The 25517-nt window shown below is 59.6% G+C and carries 20 protein-coding genes and 3 tRNA genes; 18 read left to right on the top strand and 5 right to left on the bottom strand.

Features of this window, described 5'->3' with window-relative positions; all coding sequences use genetic code 11:
- Positions 1-29 precede the first annotated feature (29 nt).
- A complete protein-coding gene (gene argR, locus JS46_RS19625; protein ID WP_033754814.1) occupies positions 30-500 on the bottom strand; it encodes a transcriptional regulator ArgR in 471 nt (156 codons plus the stop codon).
- A gap of 420 nt (positions 501-920) precedes the next feature.
- Here argR and mdh point away from each other — a divergent pair, with 420 nt between their 5' ends.
- Entirely contained in the window at positions 921-1859 is a 939-nt protein-coding gene (gene mdh, locus JS46_RS19630; protein ID WP_033754817.1) for a malate dehydrogenase, read from the top strand.
- A 115-nt stretch (positions 1860-1974) separates the two neighbouring features.
- On the opposite strand, the gene mscM is transcribed toward mdh, so the two are convergent.
- The 3 genes from mscM to rsgA all read right to left on the bottom strand — a co-directional run bounded on the left by mscM (position 1975) and on the right by rsgA (position 7409).
- Positions 1975-5310 carry a miniconductance mechanosensitive channel MscM gene (gene mscM, locus JS46_RS19635; RefSeq protein WP_033754820.1) on the bottom strand — a complete coding sequence of 1112 codons (3336 nt, stop codon included), beginning with the start codon at positions 5308-5310 and terminating at the stop codon, positions 1975-1977.
- Between the two features lie 20 nt (positions 5311-5330).
- Positions 5331-6227, bottom strand: a complete 897-nt coding sequence (gene asd, locus JS46_RS19640) for an archaetidylserine decarboxylase (RefSeq protein ID WP_033754823.1) — start codon at positions 6225-6227, stop codon at positions 5331-5333.
- A 138-nt stretch (positions 6228-6365) separates the two neighbouring features.
- A complete protein-coding gene (gene rsgA / locus JS46_RS19645; RefSeq protein WP_033754826.1) occupies positions 6366-7409 on the bottom strand; it encodes a small ribosomal subunit biogenesis GTPase RsgA in 1044 nt (347 codons plus the stop codon).
- Positions 7410-7511: 102 nt separating this feature from the next.
- On the opposite strand from rsgA, the gene orn reads away from it, so the two are divergent.
- From orn to JS46_RS19665, 4 genes are all read left to right on the top strand, one after another.
- Entirely contained in the window at positions 7512-8060 is a 549-nt protein-coding gene (gene orn / locus JS46_RS19650) for an oligoribonuclease (RefSeq protein ID WP_033754827.1), read from the top strand.
- A 154-nt stretch (positions 8061-8214) separates the two neighbouring features.
- A tRNA-Gly gene (locus JS46_RS19655) sits at positions 8215-8290 on the top strand.
- A 27-nt stretch (positions 8291-8317) separates the two neighbouring features.
- Positions 8318-8393 (top strand) — tRNA-Gly (locus JS46_RS19660).
- A 27-nt stretch (positions 8394-8420) separates the two neighbouring features.
- A tRNA-Gly gene (locus JS46_RS19665) sits at positions 8421-8496 on the top strand.
- Between the two features lie 348 nt (positions 8497-8844).
- Here the strand turns inward: JS46_RS19665 and queG are convergent.
- Positions 8845-9984, bottom strand: coding sequence for a tRNA epoxyqueuosine(34) reductase QueG (gene queG / locus JS46_RS19670; protein WP_033754829.1), 1140 nt, complete (start codon positions 9982-9984; stop codon positions 8845-8847).
- Here queG and nnr point away from each other — a divergent pair.
- The 13 genes from nnr to rnr all read left to right on the top strand — a co-directional run bounded on the left by nnr (position 9983) and on the right by rnr (position 25500).
- Positions 9983-11497 (top strand): bifunctional ADP-dependent NAD(P)H-hydrate dehydratase/NAD(P)H-hydrate epimerase, encoded by a 1515-nt coding sequence (gene nnr, locus JS46_RS19675; protein ID WP_072010465.1) that lies wholly within the window; start codon positions 9983-9985, stop codon positions 11495-11497. The genes queG and nnr overlap by 2 nt on opposite strands.
- A gap of 6 nt (positions 11498-11503) precedes the next feature.
- Positions 11504-11968 carry a tRNA (adenosine(37)-N6)-threonylcarbamoyltransferase complex ATPase subunit type 1 TsaE gene (gene tsaE / locus JS46_RS19680; RefSeq protein ID WP_033754831.1) on the top strand — a complete coding sequence of 155 codons (465 nt, stop codon included), beginning with the start codon at positions 11504-11506 and terminating at the stop codon, positions 11966-11968.
- Positions 11965-13620, top strand: a complete 1656-nt coding sequence (gene amiB / locus JS46_RS19685) for an N-acetylmuramoyl-L-alanine amidase AmiB (protein ID WP_033754834.1) — start codon at positions 11965-11967, stop codon at positions 13618-13620. Before tsaE ends, amiB begins: the two co-directional genes overlap by 4 nt.
- A gap of 48 nt (positions 13621-13668) precedes the next feature.
- Positions 13669-15540 (top strand): DNA mismatch repair endonuclease MutL, encoded by a 1872-nt coding sequence (mutL, locus tag JS46_RS19690; RefSeq protein WP_033754836.1) that lies wholly within the window; start codon positions 13669-13671, stop codon positions 15538-15540.
- Positions 15533-16483: a tRNA (adenosine(37)-N6)-dimethylallyltransferase MiaA gene (gene miaA / locus JS46_RS19695; RefSeq protein WP_033754838.1), complete on the top strand. Its 951-nt coding sequence runs from the start codon at positions 15533-15535 to the stop codon at positions 16481-16483. The genes mutL and miaA overlap by 8 nt, the downstream gene beginning before the upstream one ends.
- A 102-nt stretch (positions 16484-16585) precedes the next feature.
- Positions 16586-16897, top strand: coding sequence for an RNA chaperone Hfq (gene hfq / locus JS46_RS19700; RefSeq protein WP_033754840.1), 312 nt, complete (start codon positions 16586-16588; stop codon positions 16895-16897).
- Between the two features lie 81 nt (positions 16898-16978).
- Positions 16979-18259 carry a ribosome rescue GTPase HflX gene (hflX, locus tag JS46_RS19705; RefSeq protein ID WP_033754842.1) on the top strand — a complete coding sequence of 427 codons (1281 nt, stop codon included), beginning with the start codon at positions 16979-16981 and terminating at the stop codon, positions 18257-18259.
- 167 nt (positions 18260-18426) lie between these two features.
- The gene (hflK, locus tag JS46_RS19710; RefSeq protein ID WP_033754845.1) at positions 18427-19662 is read left to right on the top strand and encodes an FtsH protease activity modulator HflK; all 1236 of its coding nucleotides are present in this window, start codon (positions 18427-18429) and stop codon (positions 19660-19662) included.
- A gap of 3 nt (positions 19663-19665) precedes the next feature.
- Positions 19666-20670 (top strand): protease modulator HflC, encoded by a 1005-nt coding sequence (gene hflC / locus JS46_RS19715; RefSeq protein WP_033754848.1) that lies wholly within the window; start codon positions 19666-19668, stop codon positions 20668-20670.
- A gap of 57 nt (positions 20671-20727) precedes the next feature.
- Complete coding sequence (locus JS46_RS19720; RefSeq protein ID WP_033754850.1) at positions 20728-20928, top strand: DUF2065 family protein; 201 nt, start codon at positions 20728-20730, stop codon at positions 20926-20928.
- A 165-nt stretch (positions 20929-21093) separates the two neighbouring features.
- Positions 21094-22392: an adenylosuccinate synthase gene (locus JS46_RS19725; protein ID WP_033755291.1), complete on the top strand. Its 1299-nt coding sequence runs from the start codon at positions 21094-21096 to the stop codon at positions 22390-22392.
- Between the two features lie 218 nt (positions 22393-22610).
- Positions 22611-23054, top strand: a complete 444-nt coding sequence (gene nsrR / locus JS46_RS19730) for a nitric oxide-sensing transcriptional repressor NsrR (RefSeq protein WP_033754853.1) — start codon at positions 22611-22613, stop codon at positions 23052-23054.
- Between the two features lie 16 nt (positions 23055-23070).
- Positions 23071-25500: a ribonuclease R gene (rnr, locus tag JS46_RS19735; RefSeq protein WP_033754855.1), complete on the top strand. Its 2430-nt coding sequence runs from the start codon at positions 23071-23073 to the stop codon at positions 25498-25500.
- Positions 25501-25517 lie beyond the last annotated feature (17 nt).

Genomic DNA, 25517 nt, shown 5'->3' on the forward strand with positions numbered 1-25517 from the left:
GCAGCGCGACTGCCGGTCAACGACGCGGGTTACAGCTCTTGTTCAAAGACGGTAAGAAGCGCGCCGTGCAGCTTTTTGACGGTAAAGGCACGTGCGGGCGTAATAAATATCGTATCGTCGCCGGCGATAGTACCGAGAATGCCTTCCGCTTTGCCCAGGGAGTCAAGCAGACGGGCAATCAGCTGCGCTGCGCCAGGACTGGTGCGAATCACGATCAGCGCATCGTTATAGTCGATATCCAGCACCAGATTTTTTAACGGGCTGGTGGTCGTCGGCACACCCAGTTCCGCCGGCAGACAGTAAACCATCTCCATTTTGGCGTTACGCGTGCGCACCGCGCCGAATTTAGTCAGCATACGGGATACCTTCGACTGATTAATATTGTCGAAGCCTTCCTCCTGCAGCGCCTGTACTATCTCGCCTTGAGAGCTGAATTTCTCTTGTTTTAACAAGGCTTTAAACGCTTTAATCAATTCGTCTTGTTTAGATGGGTTTCGCATAAGCTACCAGTAAAGAAAAATGCCGAACGCCCGCCGACGGCAGATACATTATTATGCATATGAATGAATTTTTATGCAATTAGTCGATAAAAAAGGCGGGCGCCGCACGTTGCGGGCGGCAATGATAACAAAATTTTTTGCTCAGACCAAAACGACGCAAGAGCAGGAAAAGCGAAGGTTGCAGAATTGTTATACAATTGAGGTGTCATATGGATAGCTATCACGGCCGTGCTCTATCTGCCATCGACATCGTTGTCGGTCATTCAGGCGCGTTGTGCTGACAAAGTAGCAACCCAAAAGATTAAGTGCTGCTGCACGCATAATGAACAGTGGGTTTGTCATCGTCTGAGAAGTTGATTCAGGTCTGGACACAGATGGAAATTCGGCTCTACTCTGCCCCACCTTAATAAGGAGTACAGAATGAAAGTTGCCGTTCTTGGCGCTGCTGGCGGAATCGGTCAGGCGCTCGCCCTTCTGTTAAAAACCCAGCTTCCGGCGGGTTCCGAACTCACTCTCTATGATATTGCGCCGGTGACGCCCGGCGTAGCGGTAGATCTCAGTCATATTCCTACCGCGGTTAAAATCCAGGGCTTTAGCGGCGAAGACGCGACGCCTGCGCTGCACGGTGCGGACGTCATCCTGATCTCGGCGGGCGTCGCGCGTAAGCCGGGCATGGATCGCGCCGATCTCTTTAACGTTAACGCAGGCATCGTGCGCAACCTGATCGAGCAGGTGGCGCAAACCGCGCCTAAAGCGCTTATTGGCATTATTACCAACCCGGTCAATACCACGGTGGCGATCGCTGCCGACGTGCTGAAAAAGCACGGCGTTTATGACAAAAATCGCCTGTTCGGCGTTACTACGCTGGATATTATCCGCGCCAATACCTTTGTCGCCGAGCTGAAAGGCAAGCAGCCAGACGAGATTGAGGTGCCGGTCATCGGCGGCCACTCGGGCGTGACTATCCTGCCGCTGCTGTCGCAGGTGAAAGGCGTGAGCTTTAGCGACGACGAGGTCGCCAGCCTGACGAAACGTATCCAGAATGCGGGGACGGAAGTGGTCGAAGCTAAAGCGGGCGGCGGATCCGCGACGCTGTCGATGGGCCAGGCCGCGGCGCGCTTCGGCCTGTCGCTGGTGCGCGCCCTGCAGGGCGAGGCGAACGTAGTGGAGTGCGCTTACGTAGAGGGTGACGGCGAGTATGCCCGCTTCTTCTCGCAGCCGCTGCTGCTGGGCAAGAACGGCATCGCCGAGCGGCGCGCTATCGGCGCGCTGAGCGATTTTGAACAGCAGGCGCTAAACGGCATGCTGGAGACGCTGAAGAAAGATATCGCGCAGGGCGAGGAGTTTGTGAAGCAGTAAGCGCTGCGTTCAGACTCTTTTCACCGCTGCAGAGGCCCGGCTTAACGGGCCTCTGCAGCGTGCGAACCGCTTTCCACTTCCCTTCATTACGCGCCTTTACCCGTTCACCGCCGCGCTACAGACCGCCAGATTTAAAGGTGCGCGCTGCCGGCGTGCCGTTGCTGGCTGGCGTCTTCTTGCCCAGCGTCTCCATACGCACCTGGAAAGGCGGGAAGGGCATTTCGATGCCGTGCTCGGCAAAGCCTTTCAGGATCAGCTGATGCAGCTCGTGACGCAGCGGCATGCGGTGGCCCATCTCCGCCGCGTGGATACGCAGCTCGAACAGCTGAATGCCCTGCTGCAGATCGACCAGGAAGACATCCGGCGCTGGCACGTCCAGTACATAGCTGCAGCGTTCGCACGCCTGTCTCAGCACCGTCGTCACCTCTTCGCTGTCCACATGCGCGGGCGCAGGAATAGTCAGCACCACGCGCGTCACCGAGTCGGACAGCGACCAGTTGACGAACTGCTCGGTAATAAAGGCCTTGTTCGGTACGATAATCTCTTTGCGGTCCCAGTCGATAATGGTGGTGGCGCGCGTATTGATGCGCGTAATGCTGCCGGTCAGATCGCGGATGGTGACGGTATCGCCGATACGGATCGGCTTTTCGAACAGGATAATCAGGCCGGAAATAAAGTTGGCGAAAATCTCCTGCAGACCAAAACCGAGTCCCACACCGAGCGCGGCGACCAGCCACTGCAGCTTCGACCACTCGATGCCGATCATTGAGAAGCCAATCAGGCCGCCGACCAGCATCAGCACATACTTGGTCAGGGTGGTAATGGCGTAACCGGTGCCGGGCGTCAGATTAAGGTGCTGCAGCAGCGCCAGCTCCAGCAGCGCGGGCATATTGCGCACCAGTTGGGTGGTAATAATCAGCACCAGAATCGCAATCAGCACCGAGCCCAGCGTAATAGGCTGAATGCTCTCTACGCCCTGCACCGTGGTGCTGACGTCCCACAGACGAATATTCTCGAGAAAGCCGAAGGCGGAATGAATCTCCGACCAGAGCACGATCACCGACACCAGCGCAATCAGGGTAAGGATCGAACGCACCAGCCGCAGCGACTGCGCGCTGATGGCGTCGAGGTCGATAATCGGCTCATCTACGTCGACCTCGCCGTTTTGCGCGGCGGACTCTTTTTCGTCCTCGTGACGCGCGCGGTTGGCCAGCATATCGGCACGGCGCTGACGCGCGCGGTCAAAGGCGATGCGCCGACGCTGGATCAGCATCCAGCGGCGGATAATGTGGTAGATCACCAGCAGCAGGAACCAGATAGCGACAGAGGTCTCCAGTCGCGCCAGCAGCGCCTGCGCGGTCGCCAGATAGCCGATCATCGAGGCGAGGGCGGCCGCCAGCGGAATGGCGATCATCAGGTTCCACAGCACGCGGTTCACCAGATTCTCGCCGTTGCCCTCTTTATCCAGATAGAGCGGGATGCCGGCGCGCTTCAGGCTCACGGTCACGATCGACAGCGCGCCGCAGATCAGGATAAAGCAGAGTCGGCCAAGCGAAGCGGAAAACTGGCGATCCTCCATATTGGCGAAGGCGATCAGCAGCATAATCAGCGGAACGATCAAGCCGATAGTCAGCGAGTAATAGCGGGTCGCGCGCGCCACGCGGGTTTGCGGCCAGCGAAAATGCACCACGAACAGGCCGTTCGGCCGGGCGAACGCGGCGCTGATCATAAAGGCCCACAGCAGCGGCAGCGTCGCCGTAATACCGTCGCCGAACGCCACCGCGATAGGGTAGGGCCAGGCGTGCTGTAGCCCATAGCCGAGCGCCGCCCAGAGCACCGGCAGCGGCAGCGCCACCAGAATCGACCAGAAAACGGTGCGCACCGTCAGACGAAAGCGATCCTGCGTTACTTTGCCCACCTTGCTCGCCGAGCGCGCCAGGAAGGCGTTGAAATGGCGGCGCGTTCTGAGGCTGAAGCCGACCAGCAGCACCGCGCCGATCAAGGGCAGCACGGTCTCGCGGCTGGTGACCATCATCGCCAGCGCTTTGCCCAGCTGGCCCAGGGTATCGAGCGACAGGAGGCGCGACAGATCCCGCGCCACTTCCACCGGATAGTTCAGGCCGATCGCACTGATGTCCGCCGTCCAGAACAGGTAGCGGTGGGTGGCGTCTTTCACGTCGGTCAGCGCATCCTGCAGCTGGGTATTGGCGACCTTGAGCTTGGTAATCTCGAGGATCAGCGTATCGCAGCCGGAGATCAGCGAATTAAGCAGCTCGCGCTGGGTTTTCAACTGCGCATCCAGAATACGGCGCTGTTCAGCGCTGAAGGGCTGTCCGTCGGGCTGATGCGCTTTGCGCAGCGTCTCCTGCTGCTGCAGCAGGTCCTCGTAGCGCAGGCGCTGCACGCGCAGCTGCGCCATTTCATTGTCGATCTGCTGCGACTTAGGCATATCAGGCAGTCGCGCCACCTGCGCGCGCAGCGCTTCGCCCAGCAGATTGGAAGCGCCGAGCCACTGTGACTGTTCGCGCAGAGTGCCCAGCGCCTGACGCACCTGGATAATCTGATTGGTCGCCAGCCGCTGCTGAGAGGCCACCAGATCCATGCGCTGCGCCTGCTGGTTAAGTGCGGCGGAAAGGTCGCGGTTAACGCGAAACTGATCGCTGATAATGGGCGGCAGGTCGCCGCTGTTTTCCGCCAGCTGTTCGGTGCGCGCCAGCGCCAGCTCCGCCTCGCGCTGACGCTGTTCGTTTAACTGATTACGCAGCGCCTGCAGATAGTTGTCGAGCTGCGCCGCTTTGCGCTGATGCAGATCGGCGCGCATGCGCGCCAGCTCCTGACGATTGTTGGCGGAGAGCTGCGCCAGCTCCAGCTCGTCCACGCGCGCTTTATTGACCGCGTTTTCCGCCTGGCGCGCCCAAATCTGCGCCTGGCTCTGCGGCGAGGCGGCGGCGGATCCGCTCTGCAAGCGGCGATCGCTTTCGGTCATCGCCCGGCGCGCGTCGGTTTGCTGCTGCGGGAGCTGCGACAGCGAGTCGCTGATCTCGCGGGCGCGGTCCTGCTCCTGCTGCGCCTGGCGGCCCTCTTCCAGCAGCTGGCTGCTGACCTGCAGGATCTCCTGATCGAGCTGAGCGCTGCTCATGCTGCCGGTGCTGCGCACGCTTTTGCTGCCGTCGTCTAGCGAGGTGATTTGCTGGCGCAGTTCGCGCGCGAGGCGGGGGAAATCGTCGATGACCTGCTGATACTGCTTTGCGCGCTCCAGCGACGCATCGCGTTCGGAAAGATAGTTGAGGGCAGCCTCAAGAGACTGCACCTGCTCCGCCTGCGCGGGAGAGCTTTTTGCCGCTTTCGCCTCGTCCAGCGCCTGTTTAAGTTGGCTGGCGTCCGGCACGGTGGCCGCCAGCGCTGAGGTGCTGAGCCAGAGGCTCAGCAGCAGGATGAGAAACGATCGCACAGCAAAAACACTCTCAGCGGTTAGTCGGCGATAACGTCGACGGGGTCGGTCTGCGGCAGCGCGATAGCCAGCGGCTGACCGAGGCGGGTCTTGCTTTCAGCTTCCAGGCTCTCCGCCAGCTTCACGCGTCCCGGCGCGAACAGATTAATCACGGTGGAGCCGAGCTTAAAGCGGCCCATCTCCTGGCCTTTCAGCAGCACAACGGCGCCTTCGCTATCCGCAGCCGGATAGTGCCAGCGTTTGATCACCCCTTCGCGCGGCGGCGTAATGGTGCCGGCCCAGCTGGTTTCGATGCTGCCGACGATAGTGGCGCCCACGAGGATCTGCACCATCGGACCGATATCGGTATCGAAATAGCAGATAACGCGTTCGTTGCGCGCGAACAAATTGGGGATATTGCGCGCCGTCAGCGGGTTCACCGAGTAGAGATCGCCCGGCACATAGATCATCTCGCGCAGGATGCCGTTGCACGGCATATGCACGCGGTGGTAGTCGCGCGGCGCAAGGTAAGTAGTGACGAAATGGCCGTCGCGGAACTGCGCCGCCATCGCTTCCTGACCCGCCAGTAGCGCGTCGAGCGTATAGTGATGGCCTTTCGCCTGGAAAATCTGGTCGCCTTCGATGCGGCCCAGCTGGCTAATGGCGCCGTCGGCAGGCAGCACGATCAGGTTCGCGTCGGGATCGACCGGACGCGCGTCATCTTTCAACGGGCGCACAAAGAAGTCGTTAAAGGTGCGATAGCTGGCGGTATCGGACTTCCGCGCTTCCGACATATCCACTTTGTAGAACCAGACGAAGATATCAATCACCAGTTTGGTCAACCAGCCGCCACGACGGCTGGCACCCCAACCGGCAAGTTCCGTTAACCATTTTTTCGGCAGTACATGATTCAGGCCGAGTTTTACACGATCAAACACCTTAGCCTCCTGGCTTTGTTTCGCGTCAATCAAAAAGGGGGCGAATCATATCAGCGCCCCGGTCAGATGGCGAATTTCCCCGTGATCGCGTCCGTTACAGAGGCGATGCAGGGTCAATGCCGCGGTAAGCAGCGAGCATCACTCGCTGGAGGAGAAATTTTTGCGCGTTTTCACCTGCGCCATGCTCTCCAGAATACGGTGATAGTTGTCGAAGCGTGAAACGTCTATCTGGCCCGCCTCGACGGCGGCGCGGATAGCGCAGCCAGGATCGCTGCCGTGCTTACAGTCGCGGAACTTACAACTGCCGAGAAATTCACGAAATTCGACAAATCCGCGGGTAATTTGTTCCGGCTCAAGATGCCATAAGCCGAACTCGCGCACCCCCGGCGAATCGATCACGTCGCCGCCGTGAGGAAAGTGGTACAGGCGCGACGCGGTGGTGGTGTGCTGGCCCAGCCCGGAAACGTCAGAGACGTCGTTGGTCACGATGGCGGTTTCCACCGCCGCGTCCAGGCCGAGCAGGGCGTTCAGCAGGCTCGATTTGCCGACGCCGGACTGTCCGGCGAAGATGCTGATGCGATCGGTGAGGGCCGCTTCGAGATCCGCCAGGCCCGCTTTGGCATGGCTGGAGACCATCAGCACGCGATAGCCGATACGGCGATAGATATCCATCTGCTGGTCGACGAAGGCGCGCGCCTCGTCATCCAGCAGATCGGTCTTGTTCAGCACCAGCAGCGGTTCGATGCCCAGGGTTTCGCTCGCCACCAGATAGCGGTCGATAATATTAAGCGACAGCTCAGGCAAAATCGCCGAAACGATAATGATCTGGTCGATATTGGCGGCGATCGGCTTCAGCCCGTCGTAGTAGTCGGGGCGCGTCAGCACGCTGCTGCGCTCGTGCACCGCTTCGACAATGCCTTTGCCGCCGCCGAGCGCCGGGCGCCAGACGACGCGATCGCCGGTCACCAGCGAACGGATAGTGCGGCGCAGGTTGCAGCGATGCACCTCGCCCGCGCGGTCTTCGACGTCTGCGTGCATGCCGAAACGGCTGATCACGACGCCTTCCGCCGCTTCACCGAACAGATTGTCGTCAGCTTCCGGCGCATCGCGCTGGTTAAGACGACGCTGATGGTTAGCGCTGACGCGACGTTGTTGACCTTTCGACAGTTTATTTTTGCTCACGCATCCTCTCAGGCTTTCGTCAGACTTCGCCCGGTTGGGCAAAACGTCTATGATACACCTTATTCACTCTTGATGACGACTACGGCTACGGCGGGAAAAAGCATGGCGACAGGAAATGAAAATAATCTGATTTGGATCGATCTGGAGATGACCGGACTGGATCCGGAGCGCGACCGCATTATCGAGATTGCCACGCTGGTAACCGACGCGAATCTCAATATTCTGGCGGAAGGGCCAGTCATGGCGGTGCATCAGTCCGATGCGCAGCTGGCGCTGATGGACGAGTGGAACGTGCGCACCCATACCGCGAGCGGGCTGGTGGAGCGCGTCAAAGCCAGCGAGTTCGACGATCGCCGCGCCGAACTGGCGACGATTGAATTCCTTAAACAGTGGGTGCCTGCTAACAGCTCGCCGATTTGCGGCAACAGCATTGGTCAGGATCGCCGCTTTCTTTTCAAATACATGCCGGAGCTGGAAGCCTACTTCCACTATCGCTATCTCGACGTCAGCACCTTAAAAGAGCTGGCGCGTCGCTGGAAGCCGGAAATTCTGCCAGGCTTCAAAAAGGCGGGCACGCATCAGGCGCTGGATGATATTCGCGAATCGGTCGCCGAGCTGGCATACTACCGCGAGCACTTTTTGCAGCTTTAACTCTTAAAGGTGCGCAGGAAAACAGCAGGTTGCTGCTTTAATCGGCAAACGAATCGAAAGCGCAAAATTTTGCTTTTAGACTCTTGCAGCAGCAATAATTTCTCGTATAATGCGCACCCCGTACCGATGAAGAATTTATACAACGGTACAAGGCGCGGGAATAGCTCAGTTGGTAGAGCACGACCTTGCCAAGGTCGGGGTCGCGAGTTCGAGTCTCGTTTCCCGCTCCAAAATTTGATTAGCAGTACCTTTCCTAAGCGGGAATAGCTCAGTTGGTAGAGCACGACCTTGCCAAGGTCGGGGTCGCGAGTTCGAGTCTCGTTTCCCGCTCCAAAATTTGTTTAGCAGTACCTTTCCAGTGCGGGAATAGCTCAGTTGGTAGAGCACGACCTTGCCAAGGTCGGGGTCGCGAGTTCGAGTCTCGTTTCCCGCTCCAAATTTTACATCACTAATAATCATACGCTTAGTTGAGCCGTTGACGATCGCCGTGTAACGCTGCGCTTATCAGGTTATCCACAGCGCGCCAGCCGTGTTTTACCGCTGCTCAGGGCGATCTGTAAAACTATTTTAAACAGAGTTATCCACAACTTTCTCGCTGTCTTCGAACGCTATCCACATTCTTATTTGTACACATTATCTGTTTAACTGCTTGAATTGACAGGTAGTGAAGATATTTCATTTTGTTAAAATCTTCTTTGACGCGCCCTGTGTCAGTTGAATGACAACAGCTTTTTATTTTTATGCACAGCTTGTGGAAAAGTAGCTGGCGTTCGCCGCTGGTTAATCATGCGTCACGCGGCAAACCCTTCTCAATAGCGCGTACCAGCCGTTTTTGCTGCGCGGGCTGCACGTCAATCGCCAGAGCCTGTCGTTTTTCCTGCTGCTGAAGCAGCGCCCATTCGATATGTTCGTCAAGCAGCGGGTTTTCGCCCAGCCGCTTCTCCAGCACGCCTGCGATTTCAGCGCGCCAGGGCGCGTTGCCCAGCGCCACGGCGATATTGCGCAGCCAGCGCAGATGGCCGATACGGCGTATCGCTGAGCCTTCCGTCACGCGTAAAAAGGTTTTCTCATCCCACTGGAACAGCGTTATGAGCTCCGGCGCATGCAGCGCGGCGCGCGGCGAGAAGTCCGTTTCATCGCTGAGTTGCCCATAGCGATTCCAGGGACAGATCAGTTGACAGTCGTCGCAGCCGTAAATGCGGTTGCCCATCAGCGGGCGTAGCGCTTCCGGAATAGCGCCCTCAAGCTCGATGGTGAGATAGGAGATGCAGCGGCGCGCATCTACCACATAGGGTTCGACGATGGCGTTGGTCGGACATATGGTCATACAGGCGACGCAGCGGCCGCACTGCTCTTCCTGCGGCGCGTCGATCGGCAGCGGCAGATCGATCAGCAGTTCGCCGAGGAAAAACCATGAGCCCGCCTCGCGGTTCAGGATCAGTGAGTGTTTACCGGTCCAGCCGAGGCCCGCTTTAGCCGCCAGCGGACGTTCCAGCAGCGGCGCAGAGTCGACAAAGGGGCGGAAATTGAGCTCGCCGCACTTTTCCTGAATCATTTCTCCGAGCTTTTTCAGACGATTGCGCAATACTTTGTGGTAATCGCGTCCCAGAGCGTAGCGGCTGACATAGCCGAGCTGCGGGTTTTTCAGCGTACTGGCAAAGGCGGCTTTGGCCGGAAGGTAGTTCATGCGTACGCTGATAACGCGCAGCGTGCCGGGCAGCAGTTCATGCGGACGCGCGCGCATCATGCCGTGGCGCGCCATCCACTCCATTTCGCCGTGATACTGTTTGTCCAGCCACGCCTGCAGACGCGGCTCTTCCGCGCTGAGATCGGTGTCGGTGATGCCGACCTGCTGAAAGCCGAGATCCTTGCCCCACTGTTTAATCTGTTGAGCAAGCTGATGAAGATCGAGAGGGTATGACATGAGTAACCAGGAATCGAAAGCGAACGGCCGCAGTTTACCATATTCCGTCTGGCCTGCGCAGGCTCTGCGCCAGCTCGAGCGTGACGGCGCCGACGCGCTGGGCATTACGCTTTACGAGCTAATGCAGCGCGCCGGGCAGGCGGCGTTCGAGCTGGCGCGCGCGCAGTGGCCGCAGGCGCGCAGCTGGCTGATTCTCTGCGGGCATGGCAATAACGGCGGCGACGGCTATGTCACGGCACGCCTGGCGCAGGCGGCGGGTTATGCGGTCACGCTGCTGGCGTGCGACAGCGATAAACCGCTGCCCGACGAGGCGCAGCGCGCGCGCGAGGCCTGGCTGGAAGCGGGCGGCGAGATCCATGCCGCTGACGCCCCCTGGCCGGAGCAGGTCGATCTTATCGTCGACGCGCTGCTGGGGACCGGCATCAACCGCGCGCCTGCCGAACCTTACCTTAGCCTGATTAAACAGGCGAACGCCCATGCCGCGCCGGTGCTGGCAATCGATATGCCGTCAGGGCTGTCGGCGGCGACCGGCTGCGCGCCGGGCGAGGCGATCGCTGCGACGCAGACGCTGAGCGTTATCGCGCTGAAGCCCGGTCAGATCACCGGCAAAGCGCGCGACCTTATCGGCGAGCTGCGCTACGCCGATCTCGGCCTGAGCGCCTTTCTCGCCGGTGAAAACGCGCCGATGGCGCGCTACGACGCCACCTCGCTTTCGCGCTGGCTGAAGCCGCGCAAGCCTACCTCGCACAAAGGCAACCACGGCCGCCTGCTGGTGGTGGGCGGCGACACCGGCACCGCCGGCGCGATTCGCATGACCGCCGAAGCGGCGCTGCGCGCCGGATCGGGTCTGGTGCGCGTCCTGACGCATCGCGATAATATTGCGCCGGTACTGACGGCACGTCCGGAGATCATGGTGGACGAGCTGACCGACGCCAGCCTGCAAAGCGGGCTGAAGTGGGCGGACGTCATCGCTATCGGTCCGGGCCTGGGACAGCGGGAATGGGGACAGAATGCGCTGAAAGCGGTTGCCGCCAGTGAAAAGCCAATGCTTTGGGACGCTGATGCGCTTAACCTGCTGGCAATCAATGCGGAGAAACGTCAGAATCGCATCATTACGCCGCACCCAGGCGAAGCGGCGCGACTGTTAGGCATTAAGACCAGCGAAGTCGAGAGCGATCGCCTACTCGCCGCGCAGAAACTCGCGGCGCGCTACGGCGGAGTCGCGGTGTTGAAAGGCGCCGGCACCCTTATCGCCAGCGAGCAGGGCGACATGGCCTTCGCCGACGTTGGCAACGCCGGTATGGCTTCCGGCGGCATGGGCGACGTATTAAGTGGTATTATCGCCTCGATGATGGGGCAGCAACTGGCGCTGTTCGACGCGGCCTGCGCAGGCTGCGTGGCGCACGGCGCGGCGGCGGACGCAGTGGCGGCGCGGCGCGGAACGCGCGGCATGTTGGCAACAGATTTATTCGAGCTGCTTTGGCAGTTTGTTAATCCAGAGATGACCCAATAATAAAGCATGAAGACCTGTGTTATTTCCTTGCCCGATGAGGCGGCGACCCTCGAACTGGGCGCTAAGCTGGCCCGCGCCTGTACCGGTGCGGCGGTAATCTATCTCTATGGCGATCTGGGCGCGGGTAAAACGACCTTCAGCCGTGGATTTTTGCAGGCGCTTGGCCACCAGGGCAACGTCAAAAGCCCGACCTATACGCTGGTAGAGCCATACCAGCTCGACGCGCGCGCGCTCTATCACTTCGATCTCTATCGCCTGGCCGATCCGGAAGAGCTGGAGTTCATGGGGATCCGCGACTATTTCACCGGCGAGGCTATCTGTCTGGTGGAGTGGCCGCAGCAGGGCGCGGGCGTCTTGCCGCCGCCCGATCTGGCGCTAACGCTAAGCTACGTCGGCGCCGCGCGCGAGGCGCGCCTTGAGGCGCACTCCGCGCTGGGCGAACTCCTGACAGAGCAGGTGGCGCAGGCATGATCGCACGGATGAAAAGCGCGCTGCTGCTGATACTCTGTCTGGCGACAGCGCCCGCGCTGGCGGCTAGCCTCTCTGATATCAAAGTCGAAAACGGTGACAGCAAGGCGACGGTAACCCTGAGCTTCGCCGGACAGCCGGTGTACGGCTTCTTTCCGCTGCGCAACCCCGATCGCGTGGTGCTGGATATTCGTCAGAGCGGCGTGATTCAGGGGCTGCCGCTTAACTTCAGCGGCGAAAATATTGTCAGGCGTATTCGCACCAGCACGCCAAAGGATAAGCAGAGCATTCGGCTGGTGTTCGAGCTGACGCAGGCGGGTAAAACCCGCGCGGTGACCCAGCGCAACGGCAGCAGCTATAACGTGGTGTTCACTATTCAGGGCAAGCAGCCCGTCAGCCGCGCCGCGCCGGTTTCTACCGCGACCACGACGCCGGGCCGGGCGGCACCGAGCCGACCCGCCGCCAACCCGTTCAACGCCAACCAGGTGACGGCGGTCAGCAATACCAACACCACCACGCGTCCAGGCAATGCGCTGCCCACCAGCAACGACACGGTGATTGTAGCGATCGACGCCGGCCACGGCGGCCAGGATCCCGGCGCTACCGGCCAGCGCGGACTGCATGAAAAGAACGTCACCATCGCCATCGCGCGCAAGCTGAAGGTGCTGCTGAACAACGATCCGATGTTTAAAGGCGTGCTAACGCGCGACGGCGACTACTTTATTTCGGTGATGGGCCGTTCCGAAGTGGCGCGTAAAGAGAACGCCAACCTGTTGGTTTCCATTCACGCCGACTCGGCGCCGAGCCACAGCGCCACCGGCGCGTCGGTATGGGTGCTGTCGAACCGACGCGCCAACAGCGAAATGGCAAACTGGCTGGAGCAGCGCGAGAAACAGTCGGAACTGCTGGGCGGGGCAGGCGATCTGCTGGCGAACAGCCAGGCCGATCCCTACCTGAGCCAGGCGGTGCTGGATCTGCAGTTCGGTCATTCGCAGCGCGTCGGTTATGACGTGGCGATGAAAGTTTTGCAGCAGCTGCGCGGCGTTTCGCCGCTGCATAAGCGTTTGCCGGAGCACGCCAGCCTCGGCGTGCTGCGTTCGCCGGATATTCCCTCACTGTTAGTGGAAACCGGCTTCATCAGTAATGCCTCGGAGGAGCGACTGCTCGGCAGTAGCGCTTACCAGGATAAAATTGCGATGGCTATCTACAAAGGCCTGCGCAATTATTTCCTGGCGCACCCGCTACAATCGCTCCCAAAGGAGGAAAACCGTCCGATCGGCTCATCGCCGACGGTGAGCGTCGCCAGTAATCCGGCGACCGGCACCACGCAGTATACCGGCACGGTGCAGCGTCATACCGTCACCCGCGGCGAAACGCTCTCCGGCATCGCCGCGAAATATGGCGTTAGCATGGGGACGCTGCGCGAGATGAACCGGCTGAAGCGCGATGTGGTCTGGGTCGGACAGCGCCTGAAGGTGCCGGCCAACAATACGGTGGCCGCGCGCGGCCCGGCGCGTCATAAAGTGGTGCGGGGCGACTCGCTGACGGCTATCGCCGCGCATTATGGCGTCAGCCCGCAGGCGATCATCCAGGCGAACAATATGAAGTCCTCAAACGTGATGTTGGGGCAAACCCTGAAAATACCCGCCTCCTGACGGTCAGCCCGGCCAGGCGCCGGGCCAGGCTCTACAAGGATAATCACCATGCCCATTCAAATTTTACCGCCGCAGCTGGCTAACCAGATTGCGGCGGGCGAAGTCGTCGAGCGTCCAGCATCGGTGGTAAAAGAGCTGGTGGAAAACAGTCTCGACGCCGGCGCGACGCGCATCGACATCGACATTGAAAAAGGCGGCGCGAAACTGATCCGTATTCGCGATAACGGCTGCGGCATCAGCAAAGAAGAGCTGGCGATGGCGCTGGCACGCCACGCTACCAGCAAAATCGCCTCGCTTGACGATCTGGAAGCGATTATGAGCCTGGGCTTTCGCGGCGAAGCGCTGGCCAGCATCAGTTCAGTTTCGCGCCTGACCCTGACTTCGCGCACCGAAGCGCAGAGCGAGGCCTGGCAGGCGTATGCCGAAGGCCGCGATATGGCGGTCACGGTTAAGCCAGCGGCGCATCCGTGCGGCACTACGCTGGAGGTGCTCGATCTCTTCTACAACACGCCCGCGCGTCGCAAATTTATGCGCACCGAGAAAACCGAGTTTGGCCATATCGACGAGGTGATTCGTCGCATCGCGCTGGCGCGTTTTGACGTCTCCATCTCGCTCAGCCATAACGGCAAGCTGATGCGCCAGTATCGCGCGGTCAATGACGAGGCGCAGCGCGAACGGCGGCTGGGAGCGATTTGCGGCACGACCTTTATGCAGCATGCGCTACGCATCGACTGGCGACATGACGATCTGCTGCTGCGCGGCTGGGTCGCCGATCCGGCCGGATCGCGCCAGCTGACCGATATTCAGTATTGCTACGTCAACGGCCGCATGATGCGCGACAAACTGATCAATCATGCGATACGGCAGGCGTTTCAGACGCAGCTGCAGGCGGACCAGCAGCCAGCCTATGTGCTCTACCTGGAAATCGATCCGCATCAGGTGGATGTCAACGTGCATCCCGCCAAGCATGAGGTGCGCTTCCATCAGTCGCGGCTGGTGCACGATTTTATCTTTCAGGGCGTGATGAGCGTGCTGCAGGAGAGCAGCGCGCCGACCCTGCCGTCGATTCAGGCAGAAGAGCCAGCGCCGCGCTGGCAGCCGGAAAATCGCCAGGCGGCGGGCGGCAACCACTTTTCCCAGCCCGCTGCGCCGCGCCGCAGCGAAGGCGGCGCGGCGGCGCCAGCATCACCGCCAGCCGCGCAGCCGGGCTGGCAGAATAAAGAGAATGGCTACAGCAAGCGCGAAGGCGCGGTCTATCAGCAGCTGCTGAAAACGCCGGCCGCAGGTCAGCGCGCGCCGGCTGAACCGGCCGCGCCGCCGGTTGTACCGCGCGCGCAGCCAGCCGAGGCGCCGCTTTCCTCGCATGCGCAAAGCTTCGGCCGCGTGTTAACGGTGGTGCGGGAGCGTTATGCGCTACTGGAGCAGGAGCAGGCGCTGCTGCTGCTGTCGCTGCCGGTGGCGGCGCGCTGGGTGCGGCATGCGCAGCTACAGCCGGGCGAGACGGGGTTGAAGTCACAGCCGCTGCTCATCCCGGTGCGCATGAAGGTCGCGCGGCCGGAGCGTCAGATCGCCGCAGAGAGGCAGAGCCTGCTGAACGAGATGGGCGTCGATCTGCAGCCGGAAGGCGACCACGTAACCCTGCGCGCGGTGCCTTTACCCTTGCGCACGCAAAATTTACAAATCTTGATTCCAGAGCTGCTAGGCTATCTCGCCCGGCAGCCGGAGAGCGGCGCCCCTCAGCTGGCTCAATGGCTGGCGCGACGTTGCGATACCGACGCGCCTCACTGGAATCACTCGCAGGCGATCACGCTGCTGGCGGAGCTGGAACGGCTCTGTCCGCAACTGTTGAAATCGCCGCCTTCTGGCCTGATTCAGGCCCTGGATATTGAGAGCGCGCTTGCTGCATTAACCCATGAGTGAACACAACCCGGCTGGCCGACCAAAGGCTATTTTTTTGATGGGGCCCACCGCTTCGGGCAAAACCGCGCTGGCGATAGCACTAAGAAAGCAGCTGCCGGTGGAACTTATCAGCGTCGACTCTGCCTTAATCTATCGCGGGATGGATATTGGCACGGCCAAACCTTCGGCAGAAGAGCTGGCGCAGGCGCCGCATCGCCTGCTGGACATCCGCGATCCCTCGGAAGCCTATTCCGCCGCCGACTTCCGCCGCGATGCGCTGGCGGCGATGGCGGAGATCGTTCAGAGCGGCCGCATTCCGCTGCTGGTCGGTGGAACCATGCTCTATTTCAAGGCGTTACTGGAAGGATTGTCGCCGCTCCCCTCGGCCGATCCTGAGATACGTCAGCGCATTGAGCAAATGGCGCGCGAAAAGGGGTGGGAGGCGCTGCATCGTCAGCTGTGCGACATTGACCCGGTGGCCGGGAGTCGTATTCATCCGAATGATCCGCAGAGACTTTCGCGAGCACTGGAAGTTTTTTTTATTTCGGGTAAAACTTTAACGGAACTGACTAAAACATCCGGCGAAGCGTTACCCTACGATGTGTATCAGTTCGCCATCGCCCCCGCGAGCCGTGAACTGCTGCATCAGCGCATCGAACTACGCTTTCAGCAGATGCTGGCGTCAGGATTTGAAGCGGAGGCTCGGGCCCTGTTTGCACGAGGTGATTTGCATACGGATATGCCTTCCATTCGCTGTGTCGGTTATCGTCAGATGTGGTCGTACCTGGCTGGCGAGATCGATTACGACGAGATGGTTTATCGGGGAATTTGCGCAACCCGGCAGCTCGCTAAACGCCAGATGACCTGGTTACGCGGCTGGGAAAATGTACGCTGGCTTGACAGCGACAGCCCAGAATCCGCGCGTGATGAGGTGCTTCAGGTTCTTAGTGCGAAGCATGGGTGATTGTGTACAATTGGCTGGTTATCGTGCGCAAATTTTTACGCAGTTTTTTCAGAACTTCGGTTCTACAAGTAATAAACAACAAGCATATAAGGAAAAGATAGAATGGCTAAGGGGCAATCATTACAAGACCCGTTTTTGAACGCACTGCGTCGTGAACGTGTTCCGGTTTCGATTTATTTGGTCAACGGTATCAAGCTGCAGGGACAAATTGAGTCTTTCGATCAATTCGTGATTTTGTTGAAGAACACGGTAAGCCAGATGGTTTACAAGCACGCCATTTCTACCGTGGTTCCATCGCGCCCGGTTTCTCATCACAGCAACAACACCGGTGGCGGCAGCAACAACTACCACCACGGCGGTAGCAACGCTTCTGCGCCGTCGCAGCCACAACAAGACGGCGATAACGCGGAATAACGCGCTACCCGTACAAGCCAGGGCGGGAGAACGCAGACCGTTTTCCGTCCTGGTCTTCTATTTTCTAAGCGAGGTTATAGCTTGTTTGACCGTTATGAAGCCGGTGAGCAGGCCGTACTGGTACACATCTGGTTCTCCCAAGACAAAGAGATGGAAGATCTCCAGGAATTCGAAACCCTGGTCTCTTCTGCGGGCGTAGAAGCGCTGCAGGTCATTACCGGCAGTCGTAAAGCGCCACATCCCAAATATTTTGTCGGTGAAGGAAAGGCAGCTGAAATTGCCGATGCGGTAAAATCAAGTGGAGCATCGGTCGTATTATTCGATCATGCCTTAACCCCTGCGCAGGAACGCAACCTGGAGCGCCTGTGCGAATGTCGCGTCATTGATCGTACCGGTCTGATCCTGGATATCTTCGCCCAACGCGCCCGAACGCATGAAGGTAAGCTGCAGGTCGAACTGGCCCAGCTGCGCCATCTTGCTACGCGACTGGTACGCGGCTGGACGCACCTTGAGCGTCAGAAAGGCGGCATCGGCTTACGCGGCCCGGGTGAAACCCAGCTGGAAACCGACCGTCGTTTGCTGCGCAATCGAATCAGTCAGATTTTGTCCCGCCTAGAACGCGTAGAAAAACAGCGCGATCAGGGACGTCAGGCGCGCGCCAAAGCGGACGTGCCAACCGTGTCGCTGGTCGGCTACACCAACGCCGGTAAATCCACCCTGTTTAACGCCGTCACCTCCGCTAACGTCTATGCGGCGGATCAGCTGTTTGCGACGCTCGATCCGACGCTGCGCCGTCTGAACGTGGCGGACGTCGGCGACGTGGTGCTGGCGGATACCGTCGGCTTTATTCGTCATCTGCCTCACGATCTGGTGGCCGCGTTTAAAGCGACGCTGCAGGAAACGCGACAGGCGACGCTGCTGCTGCATGTGATCGACGCCGCCGACGTGCGCGTCAGTGAGAACATCGAAGCGGTCGATGCGGTGCTGGAAGAGATCGAGGCGCATGAAATTCCCACGCTGCTGGTGATGAATAAAATCGATATGCTGGACGGCTTCGTTCCGCGCATCGATCGCAATGAAGAAAATCAGCCGATCCGCGTCTGGCTTTCCGCACAGAGCGGCGAAGGTTTGCCGCTGCTATGGCAGGCGCTCTCCGAGCGTCTGGCAGGCGAAATCGCGCAGTTCGAACTGCGCCTGCCGCCGGAAGCGGGGCGCCTGCGCAGCCGCTTCTACCAGCTGCAGGCCATTGAAGATGAATGGAATGAAGAAGAAGGCGGCATCGGCCTACGCGTGCGTCTGCCGATGGTTGACTGGCGACGCCTGTGCAAGCAGGAACCGGCGCTGCTTGATTACATAGTTTGACACGTTGCCCAAACGTCCTTACGCAATAGCTGGTATGGTGTAGCAGGCGGCTGCCGCTTTTCTGGGATCTTTTTCTTTAGCTCTTTAGGGCGAACAAAGGCAGCCAACACAGCTACAGCCTGAAAGCTGCAGGGTAAACAGCGCACTTACAATAAATGGAGTAGAACATGGCGTGGAATCAGCCCGGTAATAACGGACAGGACCGCGACCCGTGGGGAAGCAGCAATAATAAAGGCGGCAACTCTGGGGGAAACAAAGGCGGTCGTGAACAGGGACCGCCGGATCTGGATGATATCTTCCGTAAGTTGAGCAAAAAGCTCGGCGGACTGGGCGGTGGCAAACAGAGTGACAATGGCCAGCGCAGCGGCGGCAGCGGTGGCAAACTGGTCGGCATCGTTGCTGTCGCGGCGGTTGTAATCTGGGCCGCCAGTGGATTCTACACCATTAAAGAAGCGGAGCGCGGCGTTGTCACGCGCTTCGGCAAGTTCAGTCATCTGGTAGAGCCAGGCCTGAACTGGAAACCGACCTTTATCGATCAGGTGCGTGCGGTAAACGTCGAAGCGGTGCGCGAGCTTGCTGCCTCCGGCGTGATGCTGACCTCGGATGAGAACGTGGTGCGCGTCGAGATGAACGTGCAGTACCGCGTAACCGATCCTGAACGCTACCTGTTTGCCGTCACCAGCGCAGACGACAGCCTGCGCCAGGCGACCGACAGCGCGCTGCGCGGCGTCATCGGCCGCTCTACGATGGACCGCATTCTGACCGAAGGCCGTACCGTGGTGCGTAGCGATACGCAGCGCGAAATCGACGAAACCATTCGCCCTTACAACATGGGCATCACGCTGCTTGACGTCAACTTCCAGGCGGCGCGTCCGCCGGAAGAGGTGAAAGCCGCGTTCGACGACGCCATCGCCGCGCGTGAAAACCGCGAGCAGTACGTGCGCGAGGCGGAAGCCTATGCGAACGAAGTGCAGCCGCGCGCGAATGGTCAGGCGCAGCGTATCCTCGAAGAGGCGCGCGCTTATAAAGAACGTACCGTGCTGGAAGCGCAGGGTGAAGTGGCGCGTTTCGCCAAGCTGCTGCCTGAATACAAGGCGGCGCCGGACATCACTAAAGAGCGTCTCTACATCGAAACCATGGAACGCGTGCTGAGCCATACCCGCAAAGTGCTGGTTAACGATCGCGGCAATAATCTGATGGTGCTGCCGCTCGACCAGCTGATGCGCGGCGCAACCGGCGCGGCGCAGAGCGGCCACAAAGGCGCGAGTCTGAACACGCTGCCCGCTTCGCCTGGCAGCACTGCCAGCCGCAGCGACACGTCAGCCTACAATCCAGACAGCATCATGGATCAGCGTCGGGCCAATGCTCTGCGCAACGATACCCAGCGCGAAGGGAGAGAGTAATCGATGCGTAAGCCCATAATTGTAGTCATTATTGTTGTACTGGTGGCGCTCTACGCTTCACTGTTCGTGGTGCAGGAAGGCGAACGCGGCATCGTGCTGCGCTTCGGTAAAGTGCTGCGCGACGATGAAAACAAACCGCAGGTGTTCGCGCCGGGTCTGCATATGAAAGTGCCGTTTATCGAGACGGTAAAAACGCTGGACGCGCGTATTCAGACCATGGACAACCAGGCGGATCGCTTCGTCACCAAAGAGAAGAAAGACCTGATCGTCGACTCTTACATCAAGTGGCGCATCAGCGACTTCAGCCGCTACTACCTGGCGACGGGCGGCGGCGACGTTTCGCAGGCGGAAGTGCTGCTGAAGCGTAAATTCAGCGACCGTTTGCGTTCTGAGATGGGCCGTCTTGATGTGAAAGATATCGTGACGGATTCTCGCGGCCGTCTGACCACCGACGTGCGCGACGCGCTGAATACCGGCAGCGCCGGCAGCGACGACGACGTGCAGACGCCGGCGGCGGATGACGCCATCGCCAGCGCGGCGGCGCGCGTTGAGCGCGAAACCAACAGCAAAGAGCCGGCGATTAACCCGAACAGCATGGCAGCGCTGGGCATTCAGGTCGTCGACGTGCGCATCAAGCAGATCAATCTGCCGACCGAGGTCTCGGACGCGATTTACAATCGTATGCGCGCCGAGCGTGAAGCGGTGGCGCGCAGCCAGCGTTCTCAGGGTCAGGAAGAGGCGGAAAAACTGCGTGCGCAGGCGGACTATCAGGTCACCCGCACGCTGGCGGAAGCGCAGCGTACCGCGCTGATCACCCGAGGCGACGGCGATGCCGAAGCAGCGAAGCTCTTTGCCGACGCGTTCAGTCAGGATCCGGACTTCTACGCCTTTATCCGCAGCCTGCGCGCCTATGAAAATAGCTTCAACGACAATCAGGACGTGATGGTGCTTAGCCCGGACAGCGATTTCTTCCGCTATATGAAAGCGCCCTCTAACGCGACGCGATAAGAACTGCTATAACCTACGGGCCGACAATGATGTCGGCCTTTTTTTTGGGAATGGTAAATGAATCAAACCATATGGATGGCGCTGGCGCTGGTACTGGTGCTGGAGGGCCTGGGGCCGATGTTTCTGCCGCGTATCTGGCGTCGTATGATCCTGAGTATGGCGCAGCTGCCGGATCGTCTGCTGCACCGTTTCGGCGGCGGACTGGTGGTGGCAGGCGTAGTCATTTACTACATGATCGGCGCGCACGGCGGCAGCTGATTGCTCTGCCAGCAGGGCTAAATTGTGCCTGCCGCGCGCCGCTTCCCCAGGATGTTGTAGTGCGAAAAACTCAGGCGAAAAATGCGCGCAAACGTATGCTAAAAGTGCTGAAAGCCGCAAGATCAGATGGTAGAATCCATTTTTAAGCAATCGGTGATTTTGAAAATGGGTAAGAACGTCGTCGTACTGGGCACCCAATGGGGTGACGAAGGCAAAGGTAAAATTGTAGATCTGCTGACTGAACGCGCTAATTACGTGGTGCGTTACCAGGGTGGCCACAATGCAGGCCATACGCTTGTCATCAACGGTGAAAAAACCGTCCTCCATTTAATTCCATCCGGCATTCTGCGCGAAAACGTTACCAGCATTATTGGTAACGGCGTGGTGCTGTCGCCTGAAGCTCTGATGAAAGAGATGAAAGGCCTGGAAGAGCGTGGCGTACCGGTACGCGAACGTCTGCTGATTTCTGAAGCCTGCCCGCTGATCCTGCAATACCATGTCGCAATGGATCTGGCACGCGAAAAAGCGCGCGGCGCCAAAGCCATCGGCACCACCGGTCGCGGCATCGGCCCGGCCTATGAAGATAAAGTGGCGCGCCGCGGTCTGCGCGTCGGCGATCTCTTCAACAAAGAGACCTTCGCCGTTAAGCTGAAAGAGATTGTCGATTACTACAACTTCCAGCTGGTGAACTACTACAAAGAAGACGCGGTCGACTACGACAAAGTGCTAAGCGACGTGCTGGCGGTAGCCGACGTGCTGACCAGCATGGTGGTTGACGTCTCCGATCTGCTGGATACGGCGCAGAAGCGCGGCGACCTGATCATGTTCGAAGGCGCGCAGGGCACGCTGCTGGATATCGACCACGGCACCTATCCCTATGTGACCTCCTCTAACACCACCGCTGGCGGCGTGGCGACCGGTTCAGGCATCGGTCCGCGCTGCGTCGACTACGTGTTGGGCATCGTGAAGGCTTACTCAACGCGCGTCGGCGCGGGCCCGTTCCCGACCGAACTGTTCGACGACATCGGCGAGTTCCTGTGCGCTAAAGGTAATGAGTTCGGCGCAACCACCGGCCGTCGTCGTCGCACCGGCTGGCTGGATGCGGTCGCCGTGCGCCGCGCGGTGCAGATCAACTCCCTGTCAGGTTTCTGCATGACCAAGCTGGACGTGCTGGACGGTCTGAAAGAGGTGAAAATCTGCGTAGGCTATCGCCTGCCGGACGGTCGCGAAGTGACCACCACGCCGCTGGCGGCAGAGAACTGGGAAGGCATTGAGCCGATCTATGAAACCCTGCCAGGCTGGAGCGAAACCACCTTCGGCGTGAAAACGCTGGAAGGGCTGCCGCAGGCCGCGCGCGACTATATCAAGCGCGTGGAAGAAGTAACGGGCGTACCGGTTGATATCATCTCTACCGGCCCGGACCGTAGCGAAACCATGATTCTGCGCGATCCGTTCGACGCATAATCCTGCAGAGGCCGGCGCTGCGCCGGCCTCTGTTTCCCGCTTAGCAAGCCGCTTTCTCTCCCTTCGCTTTGCCTCATCGCCCTTCGGCTGAAAAAAACACACTCTGGATTCGACTCTGGTTTATCATCTACAGTAGCCGCAAGCCGGTTTACTATTAAAATCAACCGCAACGCGGACGAAATGAATAAACACGTTATGGGTGATCTACCGAGGTAATTGTGCAGCTGACAAGTTTTACCGATTATGGTCTGCGGGCCTTGATTTATATGGCTAGTTTGCCGCAAGGCAGAATGACGAATATTACTGAAGTCACCGAGACCTACGGCGTGTCGCGCAACCATATGGTGAAAATCATCAATCAACTCAGCCGGGCGGGCTTTATCGCCGCGACGCGCGGCAAAAACGGCGGCATCCGTCTTGGGATGGATCCGCATAATATCGTCATCGGCGATGTGGTGCGCAAAATGGAGCCGCTACAGTTAGTAGACTGCGCGACTTGCGCCATCACGCCAGCCTGCCGCTTAAAAAAGGCGCTAAACGATGCGGTACAGCTGTTCCTGCGGGAGCTGGACAGCTATACGCTGGCAGACTTAGTCGAGGGGAATGAACCCTTATACCAAATTTTATTGTCCGAACCGCCGGTGGCAATGAATCTGAAATGACATCGGAGGAACCGCTATGTCAAACGATCCTTTTCAGCAACGAGAAGCTGAAAAATATGAAAACCCTATTCCGAGCCGTGAATTTATTCTGGCTCACCTGGAAAAACGCGAAAAGCCGGCCAGCCGCGATGAGCTGGCGCAAGAGCTGAACCTTACCGACGAAGAGCACCTTGAAGCGCTGCGTCGTCGTTTGCGCGCCATGGAGCGCGACGGACAGTTAGTCTTCACCCGCCGCCAGTGCTATGCGCTGCCGGAACGTCTCGATCTGCTGCGCGGCAAGGTCATCGGCCACCGCGACGGCTACGGCTTCCTGCGCGTGGAGGGGCAGAAAGATGACCTCTATCTCTCCGCCGAGCAGATGAAAATGTGCATGCACGGCGACGTTATCCTGGCGCAGCCACTGGGCGCCGATCGCAAAGGCCGCCGCGAAGCGCGCGTGGTGCGCGTGCTGGAGCCGCGCAACAACCAGATCGTCGGCCGCTACTTCACCGATGCGGGCGCCGGTTTCGTGGTGCCGGACGACAGCCGTCTGAGCTTCGACATCCTGATCCCGCCGGAAGAGACCCTGCAGGCGCGTATGGGATCGGTGGTGGTGGTCGAGCTGGTGCAGCGCCCGACGCGCCGCACCAAAGCCATCGGTAAAGTCGCAGAGATCCTCGGCGACGATATGGGTACCAGCCTTGCGGTCGATATGGCCCTGCGCACTCATGAAATCCCGCATAGCTGGCCGCCGGAAGTTGAAAAACAGGTGAGCAAGCTCAGCGAAGAAGTCCCTGAGGCGGCGAAAAAAGGGCGCGTCGATTTGCGCCAGCTGCCGCTGGTCACCATCGACGGCGAAGACGCGCGCGACTTCGACGATGCGGTCTACTGCGAGAAAAAACGCGGCGGCGGCTGGCGCCTGTGGGTAGCCATTGCCGACGTCAGCTACTACGTGCGTCCCGGCACGCCGCTGGACGACGAAGCGCTGCAGCGCGGCACCTCGGTCTACTTCCCGTCGCAGGTAGTGCCGATGCTGCCGGAAGTGCTCTCCAACGGACTCTGCTCGCTGAACCCGCAGGTCGATCGTCTCTGCATGGTGTGCGAGATGACCATCTCTTCCGCAGGCAAGCTGACCGGCTTCAAACACTATGAAGCGGTAATGAACTCGCATGCGCGTCTGACCTACAACAAAGTGTGGAATATCCTGCAGGGCAACCCGGAGCTGCGCGAACAGTACGCACCGCTGGTGAAGCCGCTGGAAGAGCTGCACAACATGTATAAGGTGCTGGAACAGGCGCGCGAAGCGCGCGGCGGCATCTCATTCGAGACCGAAGAAGCGAAGTTTATCTTCAATGCCGAACGCCGTATCGAGCGCGTAGAGCGCACCGTGCGCAATGACGCGCACAAGCTGATCGAAGAGTGCATGATCCTCGCCAACATCGCGTCGGCGCGCTTTGTCGAGAAGCATCAGGAGCCGGCGCTGTTCCGCGATCACGATCGCCCCAGCGACGACAGCATCACCAGCTTCCGCACAGTGCTCAACGAACTGGGCCTTTCGCTGCCGGGCGGTGCCAAACCCGAGCCCGTCGACTATGCCGAGCTGCTGACGCAGATTGCCGATCGCCCGGATGCGGAAATGCTGCAAACCATGCTGCTGCGCTCGATGAAACAGGCGGTCTACGATCCGGAAAACCGTGGACACTTCGGCCTGGCGCTGCAGTCTTACGCGCACTTTACCTCGCCGATCCGTCGCTATCCCGACCTGCTGCTGCACCGCGCCATTAAATATCTGCTGGCGCAGGCGGAAGGCGAGGTAAAAGGCAACACCACGGCGACCGGCGGCTACCACTACGAGATGGCGCAGATGCTGCAGCTCGGCCAGCACTGTTCGATGACCGAGCGCCGCGCCGACGAGGCCACGCGCGACGTCGCAGACTGGCTGAAATGCGACTTTATGCAGGATCAGGTTGGCAATACCTTTAACGGCGTCATCTCTAGCGTCACCGGCTTCGGCTTCTTCGTGCGCCTGAACGATCTCTTTATCGACGGTCTGGTGCACGTTTCCACGCTGGACAACGACTACTACCGTTTCGATGCGGTGGGACAGCGTCTGATCGGCGAGTCGGGCGGACGCACCTATCGTCTGGGCGATGCGGTTGAAGTGCGGGTAGAGGCGGTACATCTGGACGAGCGCAAGATCGACTTCGCGCTGATCTCCAGCCAGCGTCAGCCGCGCGGCGAAGGCAAAACCGCACGCGACAAAGCGAAGCGCGAAGGCAAAGCGCCGCCGAAGCGCCGCCGTCAGATGGGCAAAAAAGGCAACTTCGAGCCGAACGAAGCGTTCCGCGACGCGAAGCCGACGTCTGATAAGCCGAAGAAAGAGAAAAAAAGCAAAACCCCGTCGGAAAAAACCCGTAAAATCGCCGCCGCCACTAAGGCGAAGCGCGCCGCGAAAAAGCAGGCCTGATTCCGCCTGATGCGTTA

This window comes from Pantoea sp. NGS-ED-1003 (genome assembly GCF_000738765.1).
Classification (GTDB): Bacteria; Pseudomonadota; Gammaproteobacteria; order Enterobacterales; family Enterobacteriaceae; genus Pantoea; species Pantoea septica.